The sequence below is a fragment of the Bhargavaea ullalensis genome, assembly GCF_042432615.1.
In the GTDB taxonomy this organism is placed as follows: Bacteria; Bacillota; Bacilli; order Bacillales_A; family Planococcaceae; genus Bhargavaea; species Bhargavaea ullalensis.
Genome location: NZ_JBHLWY010000039.1, coordinates 1 through 23,975, shown reverse-complemented (window position 1 = coordinate 23,975; position 23,975 = coordinate 1). Strand labels below are relative to the sequence as shown.

Below are 23,975 nucleotides of genomic sequence, written 5' to 3'. Positions count from 1 at the left end.
GTTTGCGTGCCTTTTTTATTTAGAGGTATTGTACCTATACCCCAACTAACATTGTAGAGCCAAAAAAAGAGAGACCGGCTTTCAACCAAAAAGCACCCGGCCAACTGGCGGGTGCTTTTCCTCTTACAGCTTTTATTTTCACTGCACGGTCTGTTTCCTTTCGGCAGGGTCTTGGTTGTACATCATGGCGAGCAGAATCATGAAGTACAGGCTGACGGCCGGCGCAAACCAGATGTGTCCGGCAATGAATGAGACTCCGAGGACGAGCAGGCTGCTGAAGGCGATGAGGATCTTCCGGTCATCCCGGTTTTTCCTGAACAGTTCGGTGATGGCCGTTTTAATGGCTTTAAAGATGAAGAAGATCATCGCCACAGTGAGGGCAAGGCCCAAGATCAGACCATACGAGAAGACAAAATCAAAGTAGTCCATTTCAACCATTTTGGCTTCTTTTTCATATTCGGAGGAATATCCCATGCCGAAAGCCTTGCGGAGCGGATGGGCTTCCTTGAAGAAGTCATAGTGCATCAGGAAGAACAAGTCCCTTGAAGACAGAACTTGCGTCAGCATCGGATTACTCATTTTGCGGTATTCCTGATACATGTTGATCTGCTCGATGATGTCTGCGGTGAAATGCTTTTCTTTTTCTTTGTACATGTCTTGGCGGATCTGGTTTTGCTCCTCCACAACCTTGGCATTCTGGGCAACAGGGGACTGGGTGATTCCGTAAAGCGTCCCGGCCAGGGCGACGAGAATGACAACCGACTTCATCCAGTTCTTTTTCAGCATAAACAGAAGCGCCGTACAGAGGGCGATCATGAGGAATGAGCCGGTGGCCACTTTTGTTCCGATCAGATAAACCGAAATGGTCATTCCGACGATGGCGATGATGGCCGCCGGATCCCATGTGCGGCTTTTCAGGTAGAACAAAACAGTAAATGCAAACAAGATGACGAGAATGGCGCCTGTTTCGTTGGCGGCATTGAACCAGCCGATCGATCCAGCGAACGAACTATTATAGGATTCAAACGAGATTCCAAAGACGGTCGGGAGAATGATGATGGCGGAAACGACAATGGCGTTGATGGTCAGTACCTTCAAAAGCCGGTCACGGCCAAGGAAATTCTCTTTGAAGATTATGTAGAAAGCGATGAACAGGAAGATCGGATAGATTGTCTTCGTCAGGAAAGTGATTTCCGCGCCGATGCTGAATGGGTCTTTGAGAAAGAAGTTGATCAAAAGCCCGATCAGGAAATAAAGGCCCAACGCGCCGATTCCGATAAGTGGTTTCCATTGTTTATTTGTGATGAAATGTCTGAGTACAAAATAGATGACATAAGCCAGGAAGATGACTCTGACCAAGATTCCCAAGGAGAGGGAGGAGCCGGTCTTGTTGATCATCAGGCTTGTTACCAAATCCAATATTGGCTGTAATAAAATAAAATAAAGCCATATCTTCTCTTTCAAACTGCACACTCCTCGACTATCACTGATTGAGACGCTCGATTAATTACAAATCAAGAAAAGGTTACTCTATCAACCCATTAGCGTCAAGTTTATTATTGATTCAGACGCCTTTCGACAGTGATTTGTTCCAATAGAATAGAGTCCACTTTTTACCGTTCGGCTGTACCAGACAAAAAATGACATGCATCTCCACCGCCATGCCTGTGGAAACCGGCAGAAAACACTCCAAAATCCCCTTGCACACATGCTTGCTTCCCTTCAAAGTAGGGAAAGGAAGAGAGAATGCCGGCAATCAGCGGCGAATACATACTGAAAGGGGAAAATGAGGGATGTTCCAAAATGCGTTAGAATGGATTGTCGGGCACGGCAATGACCTTTTATGGTCGTATGTCCTTATTTATGTTCTGCTCGGGCTCGGCGTCTGGTTCACAATCCGGACGAAGTTTGTCCAATTCCGCCTTTTCGGCGAAATGTTCCGGCTCCTCACGGAAAAACGGGACGACAAAGACGGCATTTCCCCGTTCCAGGCTTTTACAATCAGTGCCGCCTCACGTGTCGGCACCGGGAATGTGACCGGCGTGGCGCTCGCCATCGGAATCGGCGGGCCGGGTGCGGTGTTCTGGATGTGGGTCGTCGCACTTGTCGGGATGGCGACGGCGTTCGTGGAAAGCACGCTTGCGCAAGTTTACAAAGTACAAGACGGCGACACCTTCCGCGGAGGGCCGGCTTATTACATGCAGAAGGCACTCGGCCAGCGGGGGCTCGGCATTGTTTTTGCCATTCTTCTGACGCTTTGCTTCGGCTTCATCTTCAATGCGGTCCAGGCAAATACGATCAAGGAGTCGTTCAGCAGCGTCTTTTCAATTCCTGACTGGGCGGTCGGCCTTGTGCTCATCGCACTTGCCGCGACCGTCATTTTCGGCGGGGTGAAGAGGATTGCAAGCGTCACCCAGTTCCTCGTTCCGATCATGGCCATCCTTTATCTGGCCGTGACTTTGATCGTGCTTGTCCTGAACATCAAAGAAGTTCCGGGCATGTTCATGCTCATCTTCGAAAATGCGTTCGGCCTCCGGGAAGCGGCCGGCGGAGCGGTCGGCGCGGCCATCATGCAGGGGGTCCGGCGCGGACTCTTCTCGAACGAAGCGGGTATGGGGAGCGTGCCGAACGCGGCTGCGACGGCAAGTGTTTCCCATCCGGCCAAGCAGGGACTCGTCCAGAGCCTGGGCGTGTTTTTCGATACGATCATCATCTGTTCCGCAACCGCCTTCATGATCATCCTGGCGGGGGTCTACAGCTCTACGGAACAAGAAGGCATCATCCTCACGCAGGCTTCCCTTTCCGAACTCGTCGGGACGTGGGCGCCTTACTTTATCGCAGTCGCGATTTTCTTCTTCGCGTTCAGCTCGATCATCGGCAATTACTATTATGGTGAATCCAACATTGAATTCATCCATGCCCATCCCGCCTGGCTCACGGTTTACCGGATCGGTGTGCTCGCCATGGTCATGTTTGGCTCGCTCGCACAGGTTCAGCTCGTCTGGGACATGGCGGATCTGTTCATGGGCCTGATGGCGGTCATCAACCTTGTCGTCATCTTCCTGCTCGGAAAAGTGGCGTTCAAAGTGCTCGATGATTTTTCGGAACAGCGGAGGAAAGGGCTCAATCCCGAATTCCGGGCATCCGCTGTTCCGGGCCTGAGGGGAGCGGAATGCTGGGAAGACGGCGTCCGCCGGGAAAAATGACGTATGAGGTCGGACAACTTCTGTTTACGGTCATGCTTGCAAAGTAGTACAATAATGAACGCTGATAGTAGACCGCAGGAGGGAATTTATCCATGGAATATAGTATTTTGCGCAATCTGATTGTAGAAATCCCACAAAAGCCGGGCAACTTTGCCAAAGTCGCTTCGGTGATCGGGGCGGAAGACGGCGACATCGGCGACATCGAGACGCTGAAAATCGGGACGCATACGACCGTCCGGGACATCACCGTCCAGTTCGAGAACATCGAACACCTTGAGCGCGTCGTCGACAAGATCCGGGAAATCGGGGACGGGATCATCGTCCATGCCATCTCGGATGATGTCATGAAGGCCCATGAAGGCGGCAAGATTCATATGTCGAGCCGCCGTCCGGTCCGTTCGCTCGGGGACCTGCGCCGCGTTTATACCCCGGGTGTCGCGAACATTTGCGAGATCATCCACCAGGACCCGGAACAGGCCGACTACTTCACGAGCATCGGAAATACGGTCGCCATCGTGACGGACGGCACCGCGATCCTCGGACTGGGCAACATCGGTCCGGTCGCCGGCATGCCGGTCATGGAAGGGAAGGCCGTCCTGTTTGACCAGTTCGTCGGCATCAGCGGCGTGCCGATCCTGCTCGACACGAGCGACCCTGATGCGGTCGTAGAAACGGTCAAGCACATCCACCAGGCCTACGGCGGCATTCTCCTCGAGGACATCGGTTCCCCGCATTGCTTTGAAATCGAGGAGCGGCTGAAAAATGAGCTCGACATCCCGGTCATGCACGATGACCAGCACGGCACGGCGGTCGTGACGCTCGCCGCGATCCTGTCCGCCTGCCGGACTGCCGGTGTGGACCTGGCGAAGGCGAAGGTCGGCCAGATCGGGCTCGGCGCCGCCGGTCTAGCGATCTGCAAGATGCTCATGGAATACGGCGTGGAAGCGATGTACGGATCCGACTTGAATGAAGATGCCCAGGAGCGGCTGCGCGAGAGCGGCGGCACGGTACTCGGCTCGATCGAAGAACTGATGGAGAAAAGCGACATCGTCGTGGCCACGACGGGCGTGCAGGGCCTGATCAAGAAGGAAATGGTCCGCGAAGGGCAGATCATCCTGGCGCTGTCGAACCCGTATCCGGAGATCGATCCGGAAGAGGCGCTTGCAGCCGGCGCGGCGTTTGCGGCGGACGGCAAGCTTGTCAACAACGTCCTCGGCTTCCCGGGCATTTTCCGCGGAGCGCTGAACGCGCGTGCCAAGGCGATCACATATCCGATGCTGCTCGCAGCCGCGGAAGCGATCGTCGACAGCACGAAGCCCGGAGACCTCGTGCCGCACCCGCTTGACCCGAATGTACACACGAATGTGACCGAAGCGGTCGAACGGGTCGCCGGCAACGAACAGTAATATCCGGACGGGTATTGAGCAGGGAGACGGAATTCTGTAACATGATGGCGTCAGAGACACCGAGAAGGAGTGAGAAAGTAATGCAAAATGTGCGGTATGTAAAAGTTGGCGGCAAGGAAGATGCGGCAACGGTTGTGTTGGAAAGAATGCGGCAAGAGCTGGAAGGCGGTCTGCGTGTCCTCGGGCTTGCAACCGGCAGCACGATGATTCCGATCTATGAAGCATGGGCGAAGTCTGATCTGGACTTCACGGACGTGACTTCCTTCAACCTCGACGAATACGTCGGGTTGTCTGCGGACAATCCGAACAGCTATGCCTGGTTCATGAACCATCATCTGTTCAGCCACAAACCGTTCAAGGAGACCTACATTCCGGACGGAACTGCAGACGACCTCACGGCGGAATGCGACGAATACGAAGCGCTTCTCCGCGATGCGGAAATCGACCTCCAGTTTCTCGGCGTCGGAGAGAATGGGCACATCGCGTTCAACGAGCCGGGCACGCCGTTCAGTTCCACGACCCATCTGACCGAGCTCACAGATTCCACGCTCGGCGTCAACAGCCAGTACTTTGAAGATGAGTCGGCGATTCCGAACACCGCTCTTACGATGGGCATCGCTTCCATCCTTTCTTCCAAGAAAATCATTTTGCTGGCATTCGGCGAGAAAAAACGCTTTGCGCTCGAGCAGCTCTTAAAAGGGGAGGCGACGACGGACTATCCGATCACCGCGCTCCTCAGCCATCCGGACGTGACGATTGTCACCGACCTGGAAGGCATCACCGATTGAAACGACTAAAAGCCGCCATGCAGGATCCGTGGATCCCGCATGGCGGCTTTTCTGTTTGACCGGCTGTCAATAAGGTCTGTGTCCCGCGTCGCCGAACGGCTGGGGCGGGTCTTGGGGATCTTCATCGAGGAAGTCCCGCACCGGTCCCTGTTCTTCATACCGGGACTGTCTTTCTTCATCGCTCAGCAGATCCTCTTCATGTCCGTCGTAGCGGCCGACCGGATCCCCGTAGGCCACGTTCGTGCTGTTGCCCTGCGGAACGTCTCCGGTCTCCCTTGTGCGGCTGATTGCAGAGTCTGTCTCATCCGTAAAGTCCTCGACCGGTTCTTGTTCTTCATACCGGGCGGAGCGCGACTTTCCGCTGGACACGCCTTCGAGTTCGGCCTGGCCGGCGAACTGATTCGGAGGAACCGGCTTTCTCGTGTCCGGTGTCACTCCGAACAGGTCCGAAGACGGCTTGGCGTCCGCCCGCTTGTCCGTCCCTGTGTCGGCAGTCGGAATGCCGCCGAATTCGGCCATCCGGTTTTCGCCACGGGTCCCGCGCTCATTGTATTCAAACTCGCCTGCGGCCCTCGGTCGCCCTTCGCCGGCCTGGGCGCCGGGACGGCCGTCTGCCCGGGCCTCCTCACCGCTGCCGCTTTGGTTCCCCGTCTGGCCGGAGCGCTGGGCGGTGTTCTGGCCGGGATTTTGAGTTTCATGCCCGCCGTCCTCTTTCTGGCTTTCCACCTCATCCGCCCATTCGTTCACTTTGTCCATCGCTTTCCCCGCCACTTTGCCCAGGGTATCTTTTGCTTTATCAAAAAATCCGGAGTCTTTGTCCATCGTGAAGCCTCCTTCGTGTATTTACTATTTGATTCCCCTGGTGCGGGGGAACTAAACGGCCGTTCGGGGCGAATAAAAAAGCCCCGCACCGATCGCCGGCGGGGACTGTGTAGGTGTTATTGAGGAACCCGTGCCGTCCATCGGGACAAGTCAGGGTTCTGTTTCTGGACGACTTCTTTCGGGAAGACGAACGTCCACGGGGTGGTGGTGTTGGCCGAAACCTCGAGAGGCGGCAGCGTGAAGGTTCCTTTGCAGATGACGTCTCCCGCAGCGTCCACGACTTCAAGCGGAAGCTGCTCGAGATTGATCTTGCGGGAATACCCGTTGCGGATCAGGAGGGCGATCGCCATGCCGCCGTCATCCTGGGGACGCGCCTGGAATCCGGTCATGTTCAGCTCGCGCGGACGAAGCGCCGGCAGGGACTTGACCAACTCACCGAGTGCCTGTTTCTGTTCTTCGTCGAGGCTGTTTTCCCATTCCGGCTTGAGTTCAAGACGGTGCGGGGCGAGTGACTGGACGTTGAAGTTGAGCGTCCAGCCTTCTTCCGGCTTTTCCTGCAGGAACTGGTCCTGCTTGTCAAAGACGAACACCCAGGGGCGCGCGGTTTCCGGTTCCAGTTCGCCGAGTTCCTGCATGTCGAATTCCTTGGAGGCGGCAAGCTTGCCGTCTTTCGTCACAAGCAGCAGTTCAACGGGGCCCATCTGGACCGGCTGGGGAACCGAGGAGCGGAAGAACGCTTTGACGAGCCACTGGCCGTTCCGTTCGTCCTCGTCGATGTCGATGCCGGCGAGGGACAGCTGGTTGGGCTTGAGCGGCTCCAGCTCGTTGGCCAGGAAACGGAACACGTATTCCTGCTCCTGGGGCACCTGCCACTCGGGATGGAGGCTGAGCGCGGTATCGATGAGTTCATCGCCGCCTGCCGCCTGGACGCCCTCGGTCAGTTCTTCGGAAGAGACCGTGCTGTCGGCCCCTTTTTTATCAGTCTTTTTAAACATGGAGAAAAAGTTCATTGTTGTTCCGCCTCCTTAAGTTGCTTCATCACATTGATGAGGTCGTTCAAGATGAACTTCCTCATTTCCTGGTAGTGCTTGCCGAACAGTTCCAGGCCTTCACGCTGGTAGATCCTCATCGGGTCTTCCTGCTGATAGCGGCGCAGTCCGATGCCTTCCTTCATCCGCGTCATCGACTCGAGATGACGGACCCACATCGAATCGACGCGGCTCAGGATGAGGCCCTGCACGATTTCACGGAACTGCCCGGATTGCATCGCCTGACCGATTTCTTCTTCGAAAGAACGGATCGGCTCTTCCAGCACCCCCCGGACGTCTTTCTGACGGGAAAGTTCGGGGTCGAATTCCGGTACTTCCGGCAGGATGGACGCGAGGGAGCGCCCGAGCCCTTCAAGGTCCCATTCGTCTGCAGACCCCGAGCCCGGTGCAAATTCCTCCATTTCGAAGGATACCGTATCATCGACGAGTCCGTCGACCGTCTCTTCCAGCGAGTCCATTTCCAGCACCTTGTTTCGGAAGGAGAAGACGACGCCGCGCTGGTCATTGATCACGTCATCGAGCTTCAGATTGTATTCCCGCTGGGAGAAGTGGACGCCTTCAACGATGCGCTGTGTGCGCTCGGTCAGTTCGTCGATGTTTTTATTCAGGACGAGGCCGGTGTCGTCGGTCTGGGCTGCGGCAATCGCTTTTTCCGCTTCTTCTCTTGCGAAGCGGCGGAACATTTCATCTTCAAGCGAGAGGAAGAACCGGCTTTCCCCGGGATCGCCCTGGCGCCCGGAGCGGCCGCGCAGCTGGTTGTCGATCCGGCGGCTTTCGTGCTTTTCGGTCCCGATGACAAACAGTCCGCCCGCCTCCGCAACTTTGTCGCCGAGCCGGATGTCCGTGCCCCGGCCGGCCATGTTCGTCGCGACCGTGATCGTCCCGTACTGGCCGGCATCTTCGATGAGCTGGATCTCCTGCTCGACGGATTTTGCATTCAGCAGGTGGAATGGGAGCCGGTGTTTTTCAAGGTACTCGGCGACGGCTTCCGACTGGAGGATCGAAGTCGTCCCGACGAGCACCGGCTGACCTTTTTCATGGCGCTCTTTGACTTCGCGCGCAACCGCCTCGTATTTGTCCGCGATCGTCAGATAAACAAGGTCCGGCTGGTCGATGCGCTGCTTCGGCCGGTTCGTCGGCACTTGAACGACCTGCATGCCGTAGACGCTGCGGAATTCCTGCTCCTGGGTTTTTGCGGTGCCGGTCATACCGCAGAGGCCCGGATACATCCGGAAGTAGTTTTGGATGGTGATCTGGGACTGCGCCTTGTTTTCATCGGTGATTTCGACGCCTTCCTTCGCCTCGATCGCCTGATGAAGACCGTCGGAAAGCGTACGCCCTTCCATGATCCGGCCGGTGAACATGTCCACGAGCGCGATTTCGCCTTTGTCGTTCACGATGTAATCGACGTCGCGCTTAAAGATGACATGTGCCCGGACGGCCTGGATCACATAATGGTAGAGCGTCTGATGGTCGGCTTCATAAAGATTGTCGACGCCGAACGCCTTTTCCACTTTATCGATTCCTTCATCCGTAAGGGAAACGGCCTTCGTCTCCGGATCGAATTCATAGTCGCGGTCCTGTTCAAAGCGCTTCATGAGCAGCGCGGCGATGTGGTGCAGCTCCGCGGCAGGCGGCATCTTGCCGGCAATGATGAGCGGCGTCTTCGCTTCATCGATGAGCACGCTGTCGACTTCATCGATGATTGCAAAATGGTACGGCCGCTGCACTTTCTGGGACGGGTGGGAGACCAGGTTATCCCGGAGGTAATCAAACCCGAACTCCGTCCCGACACCGTATGTAATATCCGCCTGATAGGCTTTCTGCTTTTCCTGGGGATCCATCATCGGTACGTTGAGCCCGGTGGTCAGGCCGAGGAACTGATGGATCTGGCCGATCTGTTCGAAGTCACGGCGTGCAAGATAGTCGTTGACCGTGATGACGTGGACGCCTTCACCGCTGAGCGCCTGGACGTAGGAGGGGAGAGAGGCGACGAGCGTCTTTCCCTCACCGGTTGCCATCTCGGCGATATTGCCTTCCGTCATGACGAGGCCGCCGATGAGCTGTACATCGAAGTGGCGCATGCCGAGCACACGCTTGGAGGCTTCCCGGACAACTGCGAATGCGTCAGGAACGAGGTCCTGCAATTTGGCACCGTCCTGCAGCCGGCTGCGGAACTCGTCCGTCATGGCGGCGAGTTCATCGTCTTTCATTTTTTCATATTTTTCTTCCAGCGCATTGATGCGATCGGTGATTTTCGTATATTTTTTCAGCTGCCGGGGTGTTGTACCCGCAGTTTTCTTGAAAATGGATAGCATTGAATGACTCTCCTTTGATGAAGTCCGTTCTCGGACGCTATCTCATTTTATCAAAAAGCACCCTAAATGACTACTTGTGCCGAAACTTCTTGCGGATTCGCGCGTCCAATATTTAGAGCTGTTTCACGGCCGTCTGTTGGGGAATGGTATGAGTGAGCGGGCAATTTTGCGTGTCGGCGTGTGTTGTTCACTCAATCATGCTATAATACAGGTGACCAAAAAGAGAGACTGTACAAAATAAAAAATTGATCATTGCAATATTAGTAGGAGGAACGACATGACTTTCCTGACGATGATTGTCGCGTTTGTCGCGGCGATCCTGCTTACACCGATAGTCAAATGGCTGGCGGTCCGCCTCGGTGCCGTCGACCGGCCAAACCATAGAAAAGTGCACCAGCGCATCATGCCGAGGATGGGCGGACTGGCAATTTATGGCGCATTCCTGGTCGGCTACTTCATCCTGAGGCCGGAAAGCGAATACGCCACGGCCATCCTGATCGGCGCTTCGATCATTGTGTTGATCGGCCTGCTCGACGATCTCATGGAACTGAGCGCCAAGGCGAAGATGGCCGGCCAGCTGCTTGCGGCGGGCATCGTCGTGTTCTACGGCGGACTGGACATCGATTTCATCAACCTGCCGTTCGGCGGCCAGATCGACTTTGGCTACCTGAGCATTCCGCTCACGCTGCTCTGGATCGTCGGTGTCACGAACGCCATCAACCTGATCGACGGGCTGGACGGTCTGGCAGCGGGCGTCTCGACGATTGCGCTCATCACGCTTGCCGTCATGGCATCATTCATGGACAATCTGTTCGTCGTCGCGGTCGCCGCCATCCTTGCGGCATCATGCGCCGGATTCCTTGTGTTCAACTTCCACCCGGCGAAGATTTTCATGGGAGATGTCGGCTCGCTGTTCCTCGGATTCATGATCGCCGTCCTGGCGCTCACAGGGTTCAAGAACGTCACAATGATCTCGCTGATCATCCCGATTATCATTCTCGGTGTGCCGCTGTCCGATACGTTCTTCGCCATCGTCCGGCGCATCCGGATGAAACAGCCGATTTCGGCGCCCGACAAATCGCATCTTCACCACTGCCTGCTGAAAGCCGGCTTCTCGCATCGGCAGTCAGTGCTGATCATCTACGCGATCGCCGCATTGTTCGGCTTGGCGGCCATCCTGTTTTCGCAGGCCACCATTTGGGGCGCCATCCTCATCATCGGCATCCTGCTCCTCGCCATCGAACTTTTTGTTGAAGCCATCGGCCTTGCCGGCAACAACTACAAGCCGCTCCTCAACCTGGTGCGGACCAAAAAATAGCAGCATCGAAATAACCCGCCCTCCGGCTGAACGGAGCGTCGGGTTATTTTTTGGGGTGAGGGGAGGGATCAGGTGAAGCCGGAGAGGATGCAAGGGTGGATAAAGATAACGCCTCAACCGATGGAGAAAATGCTCCCCGGGATGAAGCTAGGTGATTCAACTCATCAAGAGAGTGCTGCTTTGAATATAGATAACGCTTCGCCCGATAGAGATAACGTTCCCCGGGATAAAGATAACGCTTCGCCCGATAAAGATAACATTCCCCGGGATAAAGATAACGCCTCAACCGATGGAGAAAATGCTTCCCGGGATGAAGCAGGATGATCCAACTCATCAAGAGAGTGCTGCTTTGAATAAAGATAATGCTTCGCCCGATAAAGATAACGTTCCTCTGAATAAAGATAACGCTTCGCCCGATAAAGATAACGTTCCCAAAGATAAAGATCACGCTCCATGCAAAACCCACAAAGACACCCCCGCATATCCTAGCGGGGGTGTCTTTTCCGGTCAATCCTTATTGAGATGGACTATCTGTCGCGTATTCATGGTTGCTGGTTCCTGCTCCTGATGCGTCGGACATGTTGGACGTGTCCGGCTTCAGGCCGAGATGGCTTTTGAGGATGTCTTGGACGTCCTGCAGATTCTGCTCATCGAGGATCCAGTAGTAAATTCCGGTGGACATGTCGTCTTTCCCTTCCAGGTTGAGCATGTCCATCTTCGGCTTGCCGTCTTTCACATAACCGAGGAAGGATTTCATATCCTCGAAGGTCATGTTCGTTTTCATGTTTTTGCCGAGTGCATCGATGACATCGGCATATTTTGAAATCGAGGTCACGTTGGTGGCTTTGTCGACGATCGCTTCCATGATCATTTGCTGGCGTTTGCCGCGTTCCACGTCACTGTCGAGCTTTCGGGTGCGGGCAAGTGCGAGCGCATGTTGTCCATCCAACTTTTGGAATCCTGGCTCCAGCTGGATTGTATAGTTGTCAAATTCGTCTTTCTCGAGGCGCTCATACGGAACTTCGGCTTCGATGCCGCCGAGTGCATCCACCACGTCAATGAACGCATGGAAGTTCATTTCCACATAGTAGTCGACCGGGATGTCGAGAAGTTCCTCGACTGCGTCGATCGAACCGCGCGTGCCGTCGAATGCATGGGCGTGGGTGATTTTATCTTTATAGCCGACCTTGTCGATATAGACGAGCGAGTCCCGGGGGATGCTCACCAGTTTGACGGTTTTGTCATCTTTGTTGAGGGTGGCGAGGACGAGCGCGTCGGAGCGGCTCTTTTCCATGCTTTCCCCGCGGGTTTCTGTGCCGTCGACGCCGATGAACAGCACGGACACGTCATGGGTGAGCGGCTTTACCTTTTCTGCCCGCAAGTCAGATTTTTCGCGGTCTACTGATTCGAACGCGCCGTCCGCCGCCTGCTCGGCTTTCTTCATCAAGAAGACTCCATAAGCTGCGACAAACAAAACGATGGAGAGGGAGAGAATCATGGACACCTTCAGGACTGTCTTCCTCTTGGCGGTCTGCCTCTTCTTCCGATAGTCTGTTCTCTTCATGTTTACGCTCCTTCGGTACGGGTCCGGGCCTGTTCCGGCCTTGCTCCTCACAATAGGACGCAGCGCCTTCGATCAGGTTTCTTATTCCCGTTTAACCGCAATCCTACTCATTATACTACCTTGGCCATCCAACGTAAAACAGAAAAAATAATTTAAATGTCGAACTCGAGGAATTCGGAGCGGTCACAGGAGATTTCAGCCTGCCCGTTCGTCAGGTTGGTCATCCACTCGCGGAATGTGTCTTCTTCCGCAGCGGGCACGAAAATAAATAGCGAAACTTCGTCCAGGTAGTCCATCGAGTCAAGCGGGTAAGGCGACAGCCTCACCTCGTTTTCGACTTTTCCGAGCCATGTGTAATCTACTGTCACTTTCATGAGATGGTGCAGGCGCCGCTCGACGACACCCGTCGAACTGAGCACTTCGGACACGGCGCTGCCGTAAGCGCGGATCAGCCCTCCACCTCCCAGTTTGATGCCGCCGAAGTAGCGGGTCACCACGACGACGGTGTCTTTCAGCTTCTGCTTTTTCAGCACGTCGAGCATCGGCACGCCCGCCGTTCCGCTCGGCTCGCCGTCATCGTTCGCTTTTTGGATCTGGTCATGTTCCCCGATCATGTAGGCGGAGCAGTTGTGGGTGGCGGAATGATGGGCTTTTTTGACTTCCGCAATGAAGTCCATCGCTTCTTCTTCCGTTTCTGCCCGGCACACACTTGAAATGAAGCGGGACTTCTTGATGATGATTTCCGCTTCACCGCGTTCTTTCACCGTCCGGTAATCGTCTCGCATGGAAAATCCCCCTTTGGGTGGTGGATGTAATGTATTTTTAATATATTTTCATCTTTGTAATGCTATAATAAACACAGTTTAAACTCAAATGCCTGATTTGAGGAGCCGAACGGAAAGGAAGATGGACAATGCCTGTCGACAGGGTGGATATTCATGCACTGGATTCCATCTTTAATTCGATGGTCCGGTCGGTGAATGAATCCAAGAATGATATTTTTATAATTAATGAAGAAAGCCGCCGTCAGTTGTCGGATCTGCGGGAAGAACTGCGGAAAACCGATGACGAGATTTCCCGGGCAATAATCGAGGGCGAACGCCTTCAAATGGCATCAGTCGCCGCTCGCGAAAAACTTCAGCATGTCTCGATGTTCTTTTCCGACTATACAAAGGAAGAAGTGCGCGAAACATATGATTCGGCGCATGAAGTCCAAATGGAATTCATGCTCAACAGCACGAGACTCCGTCAGCTTGAGTCGGTGAAGGCGCAGATAGAAAATCGCATTCATACATATGAGGAATCGATCCGCAGGTCGGACCAGCTGGCCAGCCACGTCAATGTCGTGATGAAATATCTGGCCTCCGAGTTGAGGGATGTCGGGCCGGCCCTTGAAACCGCAAAGCTGCGAAAGAATATGAGCATGCGCGTGATCGAAGCACAGGAAGAAGAACGGAAGCGGCTCGCACGCGAAATCCACGACGGCCCGGCGCAGATGATGGCCAATCTCGTCATGCAGCTCGGGCTCGTGGAGCGGGTGTTCCAGGACAAAGGCATGGATCCCGGTCTGGAGCAGCTCGGCTTTACAAAAGAGCTCGCACGCAACACGCTTTCTGAAGTGCGGAGAATCATCCACGATCTCAGGCCGATGGTTCTTGATGATTTCGGGCTGATCCCGGCACTCAGGAAATATCTCGAGCGGACGGCCGACTACCATGAAGGGATCCGCTTCAACTTTAAATCCGAGGGCATCTCGGTCCGTCCAAATCCGGGCGTCGAAGTGGCGGTCTTCCGGCTTGTCCAGGAAGCGGTGACAAACGCGGTCAAACACAGCGGGGCCCGGACGATCGATGTCCATGTTGAAACATGCAAGGATATTATTCGTGCGACGGTCACGGACGACGGACGCGGTTTTGATCCGGAAGACAGATCCGAGACGGCATTCGGCATTCAGGGAATGTATGAACGGGTTGCCCTGCTTAGGGGAGAAATGGACATCCGATCAGCGGCGGGAAAAGGAACGGAAGTGATTCTGATCCTGCCTCATGCGCAGTCAATCAATAAGTAAACTACGATCAGGGGGAATTCGGGATGACGAACATCATTATTATCGACGATCACCAATTATTCCGTGAAGGGGTCAAGCGGATCCTGGACTTTGAAGAGACGTTCAACGTTGTCGCGGAAGGTTCCGACGGCGACGAAGTGCTCGGACTCTACGAGGAATACAAACCGGACGTGGTGCTGATGGACATCAATATGCCCGGCAAGAGCGGAATCGAGGCGACATCCGAGCTGATTGCGGCCCATCCGGATGCGAAAATCATCATCCTCTCCATTCATGACGACGAATCTTACGTGACCCATGCGATGAAGACGGGGGCGCTCGGCTATATGCTGAAAGAAATGGACGCGGATGCAATCGTCCAGGCGATCAAGGTCGTGGCGGCGGGCGGGTCCTACCTGCATCCGAAGGTCACCCGGAACCTGGTCTCGGAGTTCCGCCGACTCAGCGACAAGGAAGCGGTCGGATCGTTCCACCAGACGGAAATCCGCCGTCCGTTCCACCTCCTCACAAAGCGCGAATGCGAGGTCCTGCAGCTGCTGACGGACGGACAGAGCAACCGCTCGATCGGCGATTCGCTTTACATCTCGGAAAAAACAGTCAAGAACCATGTGTCCAGCATCCTCCAAAAAATGGGAGTGAATGACCGGACACAGGCCGTCGTCAATGCCATTAAAAAAGGCTGGGTGGAAGTACGCTGATCCGGATAAACAAAAGTCTGCTGCGGCAGGCTTTTTTCATGTCCGAACGGCGGAATTCCCGCCGGGCCGGGCGAACCAATCCGTTGCAGAAACGTCCCGGTATATGGCACACTGACACGGGAGGGAACGACAGATGAATATGAAGCTGAAGATCATGATTCCGGCCCTGCTCGCGGCGCTGTTCCTTGGAGCTTGCGGCGGCGGTGACGGAGACAATCAAAATACGACCGATGACGGGACTGCCCCGACCGGTGAAAACTCGGCAATCGGCCATGGCGTGGAAGACGGCGCCGGGCCGGAAGAAGACGGGGAAGGCATCGGCTTTGGCATGACCGACGGCAACATCGAAGAGGCGGCAAATGTTCCGGAATCGGAAAAGGCGGCCATTCTGGAGACGTTCGGCAAGTACATGGAAACGTTCAACAACGAAGATCCGGACGGCTATTCTGCAGTGCTTGCGGAAGGTGAAGACGGCTTTGACGTGGAGGAAGAGAAAAAGGCGATGCAGGAACTGTTTGCCGCCTATGACGTCGACCGTTCCGCTGAAAATGAAACAATCGTCTCCTATAAGGACGGCGAAGCCCAGCTGTTCTCGAACATGACGACGACGATGACGTCCAAATCCTCCGAGGAAGCACGCACAGAAAAAGGCCGCCAGGTCACCGTTCTGGCAAAGGTGGACGGGATATGGAAAGTGAAAGAAATCTACTACATCGGAGATGCGGCCTGATTGATTCGGGGCAGCTGACGAAAATATAGGAAATTGGCCGGATGGAGAGCGCATTTCACGCCTCCGCCGGCCTTTCCTGTTTCTGATTCCTATTTGCCCGGTAATTTAGTATGATGGACAGACGGAGGTTGATAGAATGAAAACGGCCATTGTGACCGACAGCACCGCCTACATTCCGGCAACGCTCCGGGAAGATCTGGGCATCCGGATGATCCCGCTCAGCGTGACGATTGAAGGCGAGACATATGAAGAAGAATCAGAGCTCACGGCCGGCCGCTTTTACAAGATGGTCGGCGGCGAACTCCCCAAGACTTCACAGCCTCCGGTCGGGAAGTTCGCAGAATGTTACAGCCGGCTGGCGGAGGAAGGGTTCGGAGCGGTGATCGTGATCACCCTTTCCAGCGGAATCAGCGGGACCTTCGCATCCGCCGTGCAGGCGGGAGATATGGCGGACAACATCGACGTGCGGGTTTTTGACTCGGAAATCTCCTGCATGATGCAGGGGTTCTACGCTATCCGTGCGGCGAAGATGGCCCGCTCGGGAGCAGGTCCGGAAGAAATCATGGATGAGCTGGCCCGGATGCAAGAGACGATGGACGCTTTTTTTATGGTGGACGATCTGTCCCATCTCCAGCGCGGCGGACGTCTGTCCAGTGCGCAGGCGCTCATCGGCGGACTGCTTCAGGTGAAGCCGCTCCTGCACTTCAAGGATAAGGTGATCGTCCCGTTTGAGAAGATCCGCACGCGGAAAAAAGCGATGGCCCGGATCGAGCAATTGCTCGGCGAGGCGGCCGCTGCCAACGGAGCTCTTGAAGCAGCCGTCATCCATGCGAATCGCCCGGAAGAGGCGGAAGCCTGGAAGGCATCCCTGCAGGAGAAGTTTCCGGAAGTGGAGTTCGTGACCAGCTACTTCGGTCCCGTGATTGGAACGCACCTCGGGGAAGGCTCGATGGGACTCGGATGGGTGAAAAAGTGACCGTGATCAAATGGTCGCTTTTTTTCTAAAGTATCTGGTTCAGAAAAGTTAATTAAATTGAAGGGAGGGTGAAGGGCGATTGATGCATCAGTCTGTGTGCCCGTCCGTGATTTTTTGCAGGGGAGGCTTTGGCTGAAGGAGTTTCTGCCGTTTCATGAGGAAGTCGTCGCCGGGCAGATCAAGGCCGGCCATATCGGCATATTGCCGGGCCTGCTGGTGACGGAGCGCCGCTTTTTGACGGACCGTTTTCTTTGCAACAGGTGCCTGTCGGCGGATTCCCGGTCCTTTTATTCATTTGACTGCCGGCGTTGCGAAAACCGCTGTCATTACTGCCGGCACTGCATCCGCATGGGCAGGGTGGCGTCATGTGACGAGCTTGTCTACTGGAAAGGTCCGGAGCGGGCCGGAGATCCGGCCCCCGAGCTTAAATGGACGGGAACACTCACGCCCGCACAGGAAAGCGCCGCTCAGGAGATGACCGGGAGCCTGCGGGAAGGAAAGCCGCATCTGCTGCACGCGGTGTGCGGGGCCGGCAAGACGGAAATCCTTTTTGGTCCTGTGCACAGGCTGCTGGCGGAGGGAAAGCGGGTGTGCATCGCCACCCCGAGAACCGATGTCGTTTTGGAGCTGTTGCCGAGGTTCAGACAGGCATTCGGCGGTGTGGTCATCCACGGCCTTTACGGCGGGTCAGGGCACGGAGAAGGCTTCGCACCGCTCGTCATTTCCACCACCCACCAGCTCTACCGGTTCCGCCACGCGTTCGATGCAATCTTTGTTGATGAAGCCGATGCGTTTCCATTTTCATACGACCGGACGCTCGGAAATGCCGTGAAAAAAGCATTGAAGCCGGGCGGTGTGACGGCTTTCGTGACGGCCACTCCGTCCGCAGCGGTTCTGTCCGCAACCGAAAACGGCGGCCGGTCCGTCATTCGGCGCAGATTCCATGGCCATCCGCTTCCGGTTCCGCGATTCCGGCCTCTGTGGAATTACCGTCGCCGGCTGGAATCCGGGAAACTGCCGGCAAGGCTCAGGGAGTGGACAGAAGCCCGGATGGCGGCCGGTGAGCCGTTCCTCATTTTCTTTCCGTCCGTCGGGCTGATGGAAAAGAGCCTGCCGCTGTTCCGGGAACTGGACGGCCGGATCGGAGCGGTTCATGCGTCAAGCGCGGACAGGCGTGAACAGGTGCTGGCACTTCGCAGCGGAGAAGTCCCGGGCTTGCTGACCACGACGATCCTGGAGCGGGGAATCACGATCGCGAATCTCCAGGCAGCGGTCGTCGGCGCGGAAAATGGGGTGTTTGACCGGGCTGCCATCATTCAAATAGGCGGCCGGGTGGGAAGGAGCGCCGACTGGCCGGACGGGGACATTGTTCTGTTTCATCATGGCATCACCCCCGAAATGGACGAGGCGGTGCGTGAAATCAGACGGCTGAACAGAGGAGGGGAACAACCGGTTGAATTGCCTTCTTTGCAATGAGCCTGCAAGAACGGCGGCCTCCTGGACTGGACTGTTTTCGGCCAGAAGCCGCCCGGTTGTCTGTGCTCCGTGCAGATCGGGTTTCGAGGCTCCGAACGGGCAGCCGCCGCTTGCGGAATGGAAAGGGACGCCGTATGAAGGGGCGCTGGACGGTGCCCGGGCGCTCTTTGCCTACAATGAACCGATGAAGCAGTTCCTTCATCAGTATAAATTCTTGAGAGACGCGGCACTGGCGAGGGTATTCAGCGGGGAGCTGGCGGATGCGGTCAGCAAATCGGGCGGCCGGGCGGTGGCGATTCCGGTGCACCCGGACCGCTTGAAGGAGAGGACCTTTCCGCATGTGGAGGAACTTTTGCGCCAGGCGCGCATTCCGCATGTGGAGATGCTTGAAAAAACGGCTTCCGTCACGCTCGGAAAGATGAACCGTCAGGAGCGGATGGCTTTGGATCTGCTTTTTCGCCTGCGCACGGGAATACAGAAAGCGCCGGGAGAATATGTTCTCGTGGATGACCTTTACACGACGGGTACCACGCTCCACCATGCGGCCGCGGTCCTGAAACAGGCCGGAGCCGACCGGGTCACGGCCGTGACGCTGATCCGGGCCTGATGCCGCCGGCCGCAGGGAATGGGTTCGAGCATCCGGCGGGCAGCGAAGGTTGCCGGATTGCGCAATTACGACAAAAGTTGCAAAGTGCCGTGTTTTTTAAAGGGTTTTCAAGGGAACATGAAGAAATGAAACAATAGAGTTAGATCTCAAAGGAGGAGTTCATATGCTGGATTTCAACATTCGCGGGGAGAACATTGAGGTCACACCGGCAATCCGGGAATACGTGGAGAAAAAGATCCAGAAACTGGAGCGTTACTTCACGGATGAAGTGAATGCCACGGCCCACGTCAACCTCAAGGTCTACAACGACAGACAGACAAAGGTCGAAGTGACGATCCCGATGAAGAACCTCACCCTACGGGCAGAAGAACGGAACTCCGATATGTATGCGGCCGTCGACCTGATCACCGATAAACTGGAACGGCAGATCCGCAAATATAAGACGAGAGTCAACCGGAAATTCCGAGAACGTGAAGGGGTGGCCTCCTACTTCAACACGTTCAGCGAAGAAAGCAGCGCAACGACCGAGAGCGATACGGAAAGCGAGTTCGATGTCGTCCGCACGAAGCAGTTCAACCTGAAACCGATGGACCAGGAAGAGGCCATCCTCCAGATGAACATGCTCGGCCACTCGTTCTACATCTTCACCGACGCCGAATCCAACGGCACGAACATCGTCTATAAGCGGAAAGACGGCAAATACGGCCTCATCGAAACCGAAGCCGAATAAAACCCGAAAAGTAGCAGCCTGCCAACACGGCAGGCTGTTTTTGTCTGATGAAGAACAGACAAAGGGATGGGAGAAGGGGTGGAATCGGAGTATGGGATGGAATATCGGCGTAAGGGTCGCAGTGGGGCGAGTCGTACGGATAAGGGCCCGAGTCGTACGGATCGGAGGGTGAACCGTACGGATCAGGCGTCGAGTCGTACAGGTTGATTCTTCCAGGCGTGAGTCGTACGGATAAGGGCCCGAGTCGTTCTCCGCATGCGACCTCATCTCTCCAACAAAAGGAAATCTCTTGATTTTGCATCGTTTGCAGTGAAGGGGGGGCGATGTTAAAATAGTATGGATACCAGTGAGGAAGTGAAGACATGCTAGGTGCTTTAAATAAATTGTTTGACCCGACCAAGCGGGACTTGAAGAGACTTGAAAAGACGGCAGATGCCGTGGAGGCGTTTGCCTCTGACATGGAAAAGCTTTCTGATGCCGAGCTCCAGGCGAAGACGGACGAGTTCCGCAATCGCATCGCCGACGGAGAGTCGCTTGACCGGATCCAGCCCGAAGCATTCGCGGTCGTCCGGGAAGCAGCGCGCCGCGTGACCGGCATGTATCCGTTCCGCGTCCAGATCATCGGTGCGGCCGCCCTTCATGACGGCAACATCGCAGAGATGAAGACCGGTGAGGGGAAGACGCTCACCTCGACGATGGCGATTTACCTGAATGCCCTTGACGGCAAGGGTGCCCATGTCGTGACGGTCAACGAATACCTGGCCAGCCGGGATGCCTCCGAAATGGGACAGATCTACAAGTTCCTCGGTCTGACCGTGGGCCTCAACCTGAACAGCATGACAAAGGAAGAAAAGCGCGAGGCGTACTTGGCCGATGTCACATACAGCACGAACAATGAGCTCGGCTTCGACTACCTCCGCGACAATATGGTGCTTTATAAAGAAGAACGGGTTCAGCGGCCGCTCCATTTTGCGGTGATTGACGAAGTCGACTCCATCCTGATCGACGAAGCGCGGACGCCGCTCATCATTTCCGGGCAGGCCGAGAAGAGCGCGATGCTCTATATCCAGACAAATGCATTTGTCCGCACGCTGCGCAAGGAAGAGGATTACACGTACGACGAGCAGACGAAAGGCGTGGCCCTGACCGAGTCGGGGATCGAGAAAGCGGAAAAGGCATTCTCGATCAGCAACCTGTTCGATCTGACGCATGTCCGCCTCAACCATGCGATCAACCAGTCGCTCAAGGCGCATGCGAGCATGCACCTGGACGTCGACTATGTGGTTGAAGACGGCAAAGTGGTCATCGTCGACTCGTTCACCGGACGTCTCATGAAGGGCCGCCGTTACAGCGACGGCCTCCACCAGGCGATCGAGGCGAAGGAAGGCCTGGAGATCCAGAACGAATCCATGACGATGGCGACGATCACGTTCCAGAACTTCTTCCGGATGTACGACAAGCTGTCCGGGATGACCGGTACGGCGAAAACCGAGGAAGAGGAATTCCGCAACATCTACAATATGAATGTCATCGTCATCCCGACGAACCGGCCGATTGTCCGGGACGACCGGGCTGATCTGATCTATGCGTCGATGGAAGGGAAGTTCAAGGCGGTCGCGCAGGACATCAAGGAACGGCACGAGAAAGGCCAGCCGGTCCTCGTCGGCACCGTCGCGATCGAGACATCGGAGATCATTTCCGACTACCTGAAGAAGTTCGGCGTCCCGCACAATGTCCTGAACGCAAAAAACCATGAGCGCGAGGCGGAAATCATCACGGACGCCGGCACAAAGGGCGCCGTCACGATCGCCACGAACATGGCGGGCCGCGGTACCGACATCAAGCTGGCGGAAGGTGTCCGCGAACTCGGCGGCCTGGCCGTCATCGGCACCGAGCGCCATGAATCCCGCCGGATCGACAATCAGCTCCGCGGCCGTTCCGGACGTCAGGGTGATCCCGGGGTGACCCAGTTCTATCTTTCGCTTGAAGATGAACTGATGCGCCGGTTCGGATCGGAAAGCATGAAGGGCATGATGTCAAAGCTCGGCATGGACGATTCCCAGCCGATCCAGTCGAGAATGGTTTCCCGCGCCGTCGAATCTGCACAAAAACGCGTGGAAGGCAATAACTTTGATGCCCGGAAACGGCTTCTCCAGTATGATGACGTCCTCCGCCAGCAGCGGGAGATCATCTACAAAGAACGGAACGAAGTGCTCGACACGGACGACATGCGCGCGCTTGTCGAATCGATGATCGGGGATGTTATCACCCGCACCGTGCCATCCTATACTGCAGACGAGGATCCGGGAAAATGGAACCTCAGGGGACTTGAGGACTTCCTGGTCGCCAATCTCCTGCCGGAAGGGACATTCACGGCAGAGGACTTCAAAGGCAAATCACAGGAAGAAATCACAGAAATGGTTTCTGAAGCGGTCCGGAAGCGGTATGATGAAAAAGAAGAGGAAATGACGCCTGAACGGATGCGCGAATTCGAGAAAGTCGTCCTGCTCCGCTCAATCGACACAAAGTGGATCGACCACATCGACATGATGGACCAGCTTCGACAGGGGATCCACCTGCGTGCATACGGACAGACCGATCCGCTCCGCGAATACCAGAACGAAGGATTTACGGCCTTTGAAGAGATGGTCGATTCCATCCGCGACGACGTGGCAAAATATGCGATGAAGGCGGAGATCCGCCATAACCTCGAGCGCGAGGAAGTCGCAAAAGGGGAAGCCGTCAACCCGAAAGAAGAAGGCGGCGAAGTGAAGAAAAAGCCGGTCCGGAGGAAAACGACGGTCGGCCGCAATGACCCTTGCCCGTGCGGCAGCGGAAAGAAATTCAAGAACTGCCACGGGACGGCCTGACCGCCGGGGCAATGAACGGGTGCGCCGGATAAACTGGAGAGCACCGAATCCAAGGAGGACGATTTGATGATCGAACTAGCAGAAGTACGCAACACGCTCGACAAAACAGCCGGGAAACTGGCGGACTTCAGGGGGTCTCTTTGACTTAGAAAACAAAGAGGCACGGATCCAGGAACTCGACGAGCGGATGCTCGAACCGGGATTTTGGGACAATCAGGACGAAGCCCAGAAAGTCATTTCCGAAGCGAACGGACTGAAGGACATCGTCAATGAATACAAAAAATTGGCCGACACGCAGGAGAATCTCGAAATGACCCTCGAGCTGCTCCGGGAGGAAGATGACCCGGATCTCCACGAAGAACTCGGAGAGGAACTGGCCGGGTTCAACAGTGAACTGGCGGACTTCGAGCTCCAGCTTCTCCTGAGCGAGCCATATGACAAAAACAACGCGATCCTCGAACTCCATGCCGGAGCGGGCGGCACGGAATCCCAGGACTGGGCTTCAATGCTCCTGCGCATGTACACCCGATGGGGTGAAAAGCGCGGTTTCAAGGTCGAGACGCTCGATTACCTGGCAGGGGACGAGGCGGGCGTCAAGTCCGTCACGATCGCCATCCGCGGGCACAACGCGTACGGCTACCTGAAAGCGGAGAAAGGCGTCCACCGGCTTGTCCGGATTTCGCCGTTCGACTCTTCGGGCCGCCGTCATACGTCGTTCGTTTCTTGTGAAGTCATGCCGGAATTCGACAATGAAATCGAACTCGACATCCGGTCAGAAGACCTGAAGATCGACACATACCGGTCCAGCGGCGCCGGCGGGCAGCACGTCAACACGACGGACTCCGCCGTCCGGATCACCCACCTGCCGACCAACACGGTGGTCACCTGCCAGTCGGAGCGTTCGCAGATCAAAAACCGCGAACAGGCGATGACCCTGCTGAAGTCCAAGCTGTATCAGCTGAAGATCGAGGAGCAGGAAAAAGAACTCCTTGAAATCCGCGGCGAACAAAAAGAAATCGGCTGGGGAAGCCAGATCCGCTCTTACGTGTTCCATCCGTATTCGATGGTCAAGGATCACCGGACCGACGCGGAAACCGGAAATGTTCAGAACGTCATGGACGGGGACATCGACTTGTTCATCAATGCGTTCCTGCGGTCAAAACTTTCCTGAACAAAGAAATAAAGGGGTGCCCAATGAACCGAACCCTATAAAACGGACAATTTAATAAAAAACCTGCTTATGAAGCGATGAGATGATTCCGGTATTGGGCCGGGGTCATCTTTTTGGCTCTACAATGTTAGTTGGGGTATAGGTACAATACCTCTAAATAAAAAAGGCACGCAAACTT

20 protein-coding genes are annotated in these 23,975 nt (G+C 55.6%); 14 read left to right on the top strand and 6 right to left on the bottom strand.

Annotated features, from left to right (window positions below):
• Positions 1–138 precede the first annotated feature (138 nt).
• A complete protein-coding gene (locus tag ACFFIY_RS09320; protein WP_354199149.1) occupies positions 139–1,473 on the bottom strand; it encodes an O-antigen ligase family protein in 1,335 nt (444 codons plus the stop codon).
• Between the two features lie 320 nt (positions 1,474–1,793).
• Here ACFFIY_RS09320 and ACFFIY_RS09315 point away from each other — a divergent pair, with 320 nt between their 5' ends.
• From ACFFIY_RS09315 to ACFFIY_RS09305, 3 genes are all read left to right on the top strand, one after another.
• On the top strand, positions 1,794–3,206 hold the full coding sequence (locus ACFFIY_RS09315; RefSeq protein WP_354199151.1) for an alanine/glycine:cation symporter family protein: 1,413 nt from the start codon (positions 1,794–1,796) through the stop codon (positions 3,204–3,206).
• A 92-nt stretch (positions 3,207–3,298) separates the two neighbouring features.
• Positions 3,299–4,612: an NAD-dependent malic enzyme gene (locus ACFFIY_RS09310; RefSeq protein ID WP_354199153.1), complete on the top strand. Its 1,314-nt coding sequence runs from the start codon at positions 3,299–3,301 to the stop codon at positions 4,610–4,612.
• 41 nt (positions 4,613–4,653) lie between these two features.
• Complete coding sequence (locus ACFFIY_RS09305) at positions 4,654–5,400, top strand: glucosamine-6-phosphate deaminase (protein WP_376837245.1); 747 nt, start codon at positions 4,654–4,656, stop codon at positions 5,398–5,400.
• A gap of 66 nt (positions 5,401–5,466) precedes the next feature.
• On the opposite strand, the gene ACFFIY_RS09300 is transcribed toward ACFFIY_RS09305, so the two are convergent.
• From ACFFIY_RS09300 to secA2, 3 genes are all read right to left on the bottom strand, one after another.
• Positions 5,467–6,222: a hypothetical protein gene (locus ACFFIY_RS09300; RefSeq protein WP_354199157.1), complete on the bottom strand. Its 756-nt coding sequence runs from the start codon at positions 6,220–6,222 to the stop codon at positions 5,467–5,469.
• 116 nt (positions 6,223–6,338) lie between these two features.
• On the bottom strand, positions 6,339–7,232 hold the full coding sequence (locus tag ACFFIY_RS09295) for an accessory Sec system S-layer assembly protein (protein ID WP_354199159.1): 894 nt from the start codon (positions 7,230–7,232) through the stop codon (positions 6,339–6,341).
• A complete protein-coding gene (gene secA2, locus ACFFIY_RS09290; protein WP_354199161.1) occupies positions 7,229–9,589 on the bottom strand; it encodes an accessory Sec system translocase SecA2 in 2,361 nt (786 codons plus the stop codon). The genes ACFFIY_RS09295 and secA2 overlap by 4 nt, the downstream gene beginning before the upstream one ends.
• A gap of 277 nt (positions 9,590–9,866) precedes the next feature.
• On the opposite strand from secA2, the gene ACFFIY_RS09285 reads away from it, so the two are divergent.
• Together ACFFIY_RS09285 and ACFFIY_RS09280 are read left to right on the top strand one after the other, a co-directional pair.
• Positions 9,867–10,907 carry a glycosyltransferase family 4 protein gene (locus ACFFIY_RS09285; protein WP_354199163.1) on the top strand — a complete coding sequence of 347 codons (1,041 nt, stop codon included), beginning with the start codon at positions 9,867–9,869 and terminating at the stop codon, positions 10,905–10,907.
• Positions 10,908–11,027: 120 nt separating this feature from the next.
• Positions 11,028–11,231, top strand: a complete 204-nt coding sequence (locus ACFFIY_RS09280) for a hypothetical protein (protein WP_354199165.1) — start codon at positions 11,028–11,030, stop codon at positions 11,229–11,231.
• 190 nt (positions 11,232–11,421) lie between these two features.
• Here the strand turns inward: ACFFIY_RS09280 and ACFFIY_RS09275 are convergent, their stop codons facing one another.
• Both ACFFIY_RS09275 and ACFFIY_RS09270 read right to left on the bottom strand, forming a co-directional pair.
• Entirely contained in the window at positions 11,422–12,471 is a 1,050-nt protein-coding gene (locus ACFFIY_RS09275) for an LCP family protein (protein WP_354199168.1), read from the bottom strand.
• A gap of 152 nt (positions 12,472–12,623) precedes the next feature.
• Complete coding sequence (locus ACFFIY_RS09270; protein WP_354199170.1) at positions 12,624–13,256, bottom strand: YigZ family protein; 633 nt, start codon at positions 13,254–13,256, stop codon at positions 12,624–12,626.
• 143 nt (positions 13,257–13,399) lie between these two features.
• Between ACFFIY_RS09270 and ACFFIY_RS09265 the strand changes: the two genes are divergently transcribed.
• The 9 genes from ACFFIY_RS09265 (at position 13,400) to prfB (ending at position 23,797) form a co-directional block, all read left to right on the top strand.
• Positions 13,400–14,539, top strand: a complete 1,140-nt coding sequence (locus ACFFIY_RS09265; protein ID WP_354199172.1) for a sensor histidine kinase — start codon at positions 13,400–13,402, stop codon at positions 14,537–14,539.
• A gap of 23 nt (positions 14,540–14,562) precedes the next feature.
• A complete protein-coding gene (locus ACFFIY_RS09260; RefSeq protein WP_354199174.1) occupies positions 14,563–15,237 on the top strand; it encodes a response regulator transcription factor in 675 nt (224 codons plus the stop codon).
• A gap of 133 nt (positions 15,238–15,370) precedes the next feature.
• A complete protein-coding gene (locus ACFFIY_RS09255; protein ID WP_354199176.1) occupies positions 15,371–15,967 on the top strand; it encodes a nuclear transport factor 2 family protein in 597 nt (198 codons plus the stop codon).
• Between the two features lie 136 nt (positions 15,968–16,103).
• Positions 16,104–16,943, top strand: coding sequence for a fatty acid kinase binding subunit FakB (locus ACFFIY_RS09250; protein WP_354199178.1), 840 nt, complete (start codon positions 16,104–16,106; stop codon positions 16,941–16,943).
• A gap of 96 nt (positions 16,944–17,039) precedes the next feature.
• Positions 17,040–18,419: an ATP-dependent helicase ComFA gene (locus ACFFIY_RS09245; RefSeq protein WP_354199180.1), complete on the top strand. Its 1,380-nt coding sequence runs from the start codon at positions 17,040–17,042 to the stop codon at positions 18,417–18,419.
• Positions 18,397–19,026: a ComF family protein gene (locus tag ACFFIY_RS09240; protein ID WP_354199182.1), complete on the top strand. Its 630-nt coding sequence runs from the start codon at positions 18,397–18,399 to the stop codon at positions 19,024–19,026. The genes ACFFIY_RS09245 and ACFFIY_RS09240 overlap by 23 nt, the downstream gene beginning before the upstream one ends.
• Before the next feature lie 163 nt (positions 19,027–19,189).
• The gene (gene hpf / locus ACFFIY_RS09235; protein WP_354199184.1) at positions 19,190–19,756 is read left to right on the top strand and encodes a ribosome hibernation-promoting factor, HPF/YfiA family; all 567 of its coding nucleotides are present in this window, start codon (positions 19,190–19,192) and stop codon (positions 19,754–19,756) included.
• A 362-nt stretch (positions 19,757–20,118) separates the two neighbouring features.
• Positions 20,119–22,626: a preprotein translocase subunit SecA gene (secA, locus tag ACFFIY_RS09230; protein ID WP_354199186.1), complete on the top strand. Its 2,508-nt coding sequence runs from the start codon at positions 20,119–20,121 to the stop codon at positions 22,624–22,626.
• A gap of 69 nt (positions 22,627–22,695) precedes the next feature.
• Positions 22,696–23,797, top strand: a protein-coding gene (gene prfB / locus ACFFIY_RS09225; RefSeq protein WP_354199188.1) for a peptide chain release factor 2 whose coding sequence is annotated in 2 segments (ribosomal slippage) — positions 22,696–22,767 and positions 22,769–23,797 — 1,101 coding nt in all. Because the reading frame shifts where the segments join, the coding sequence is not laid out codon by codon here.
• Positions 23,798–23,975: the final 178 nt, after the last annotated feature.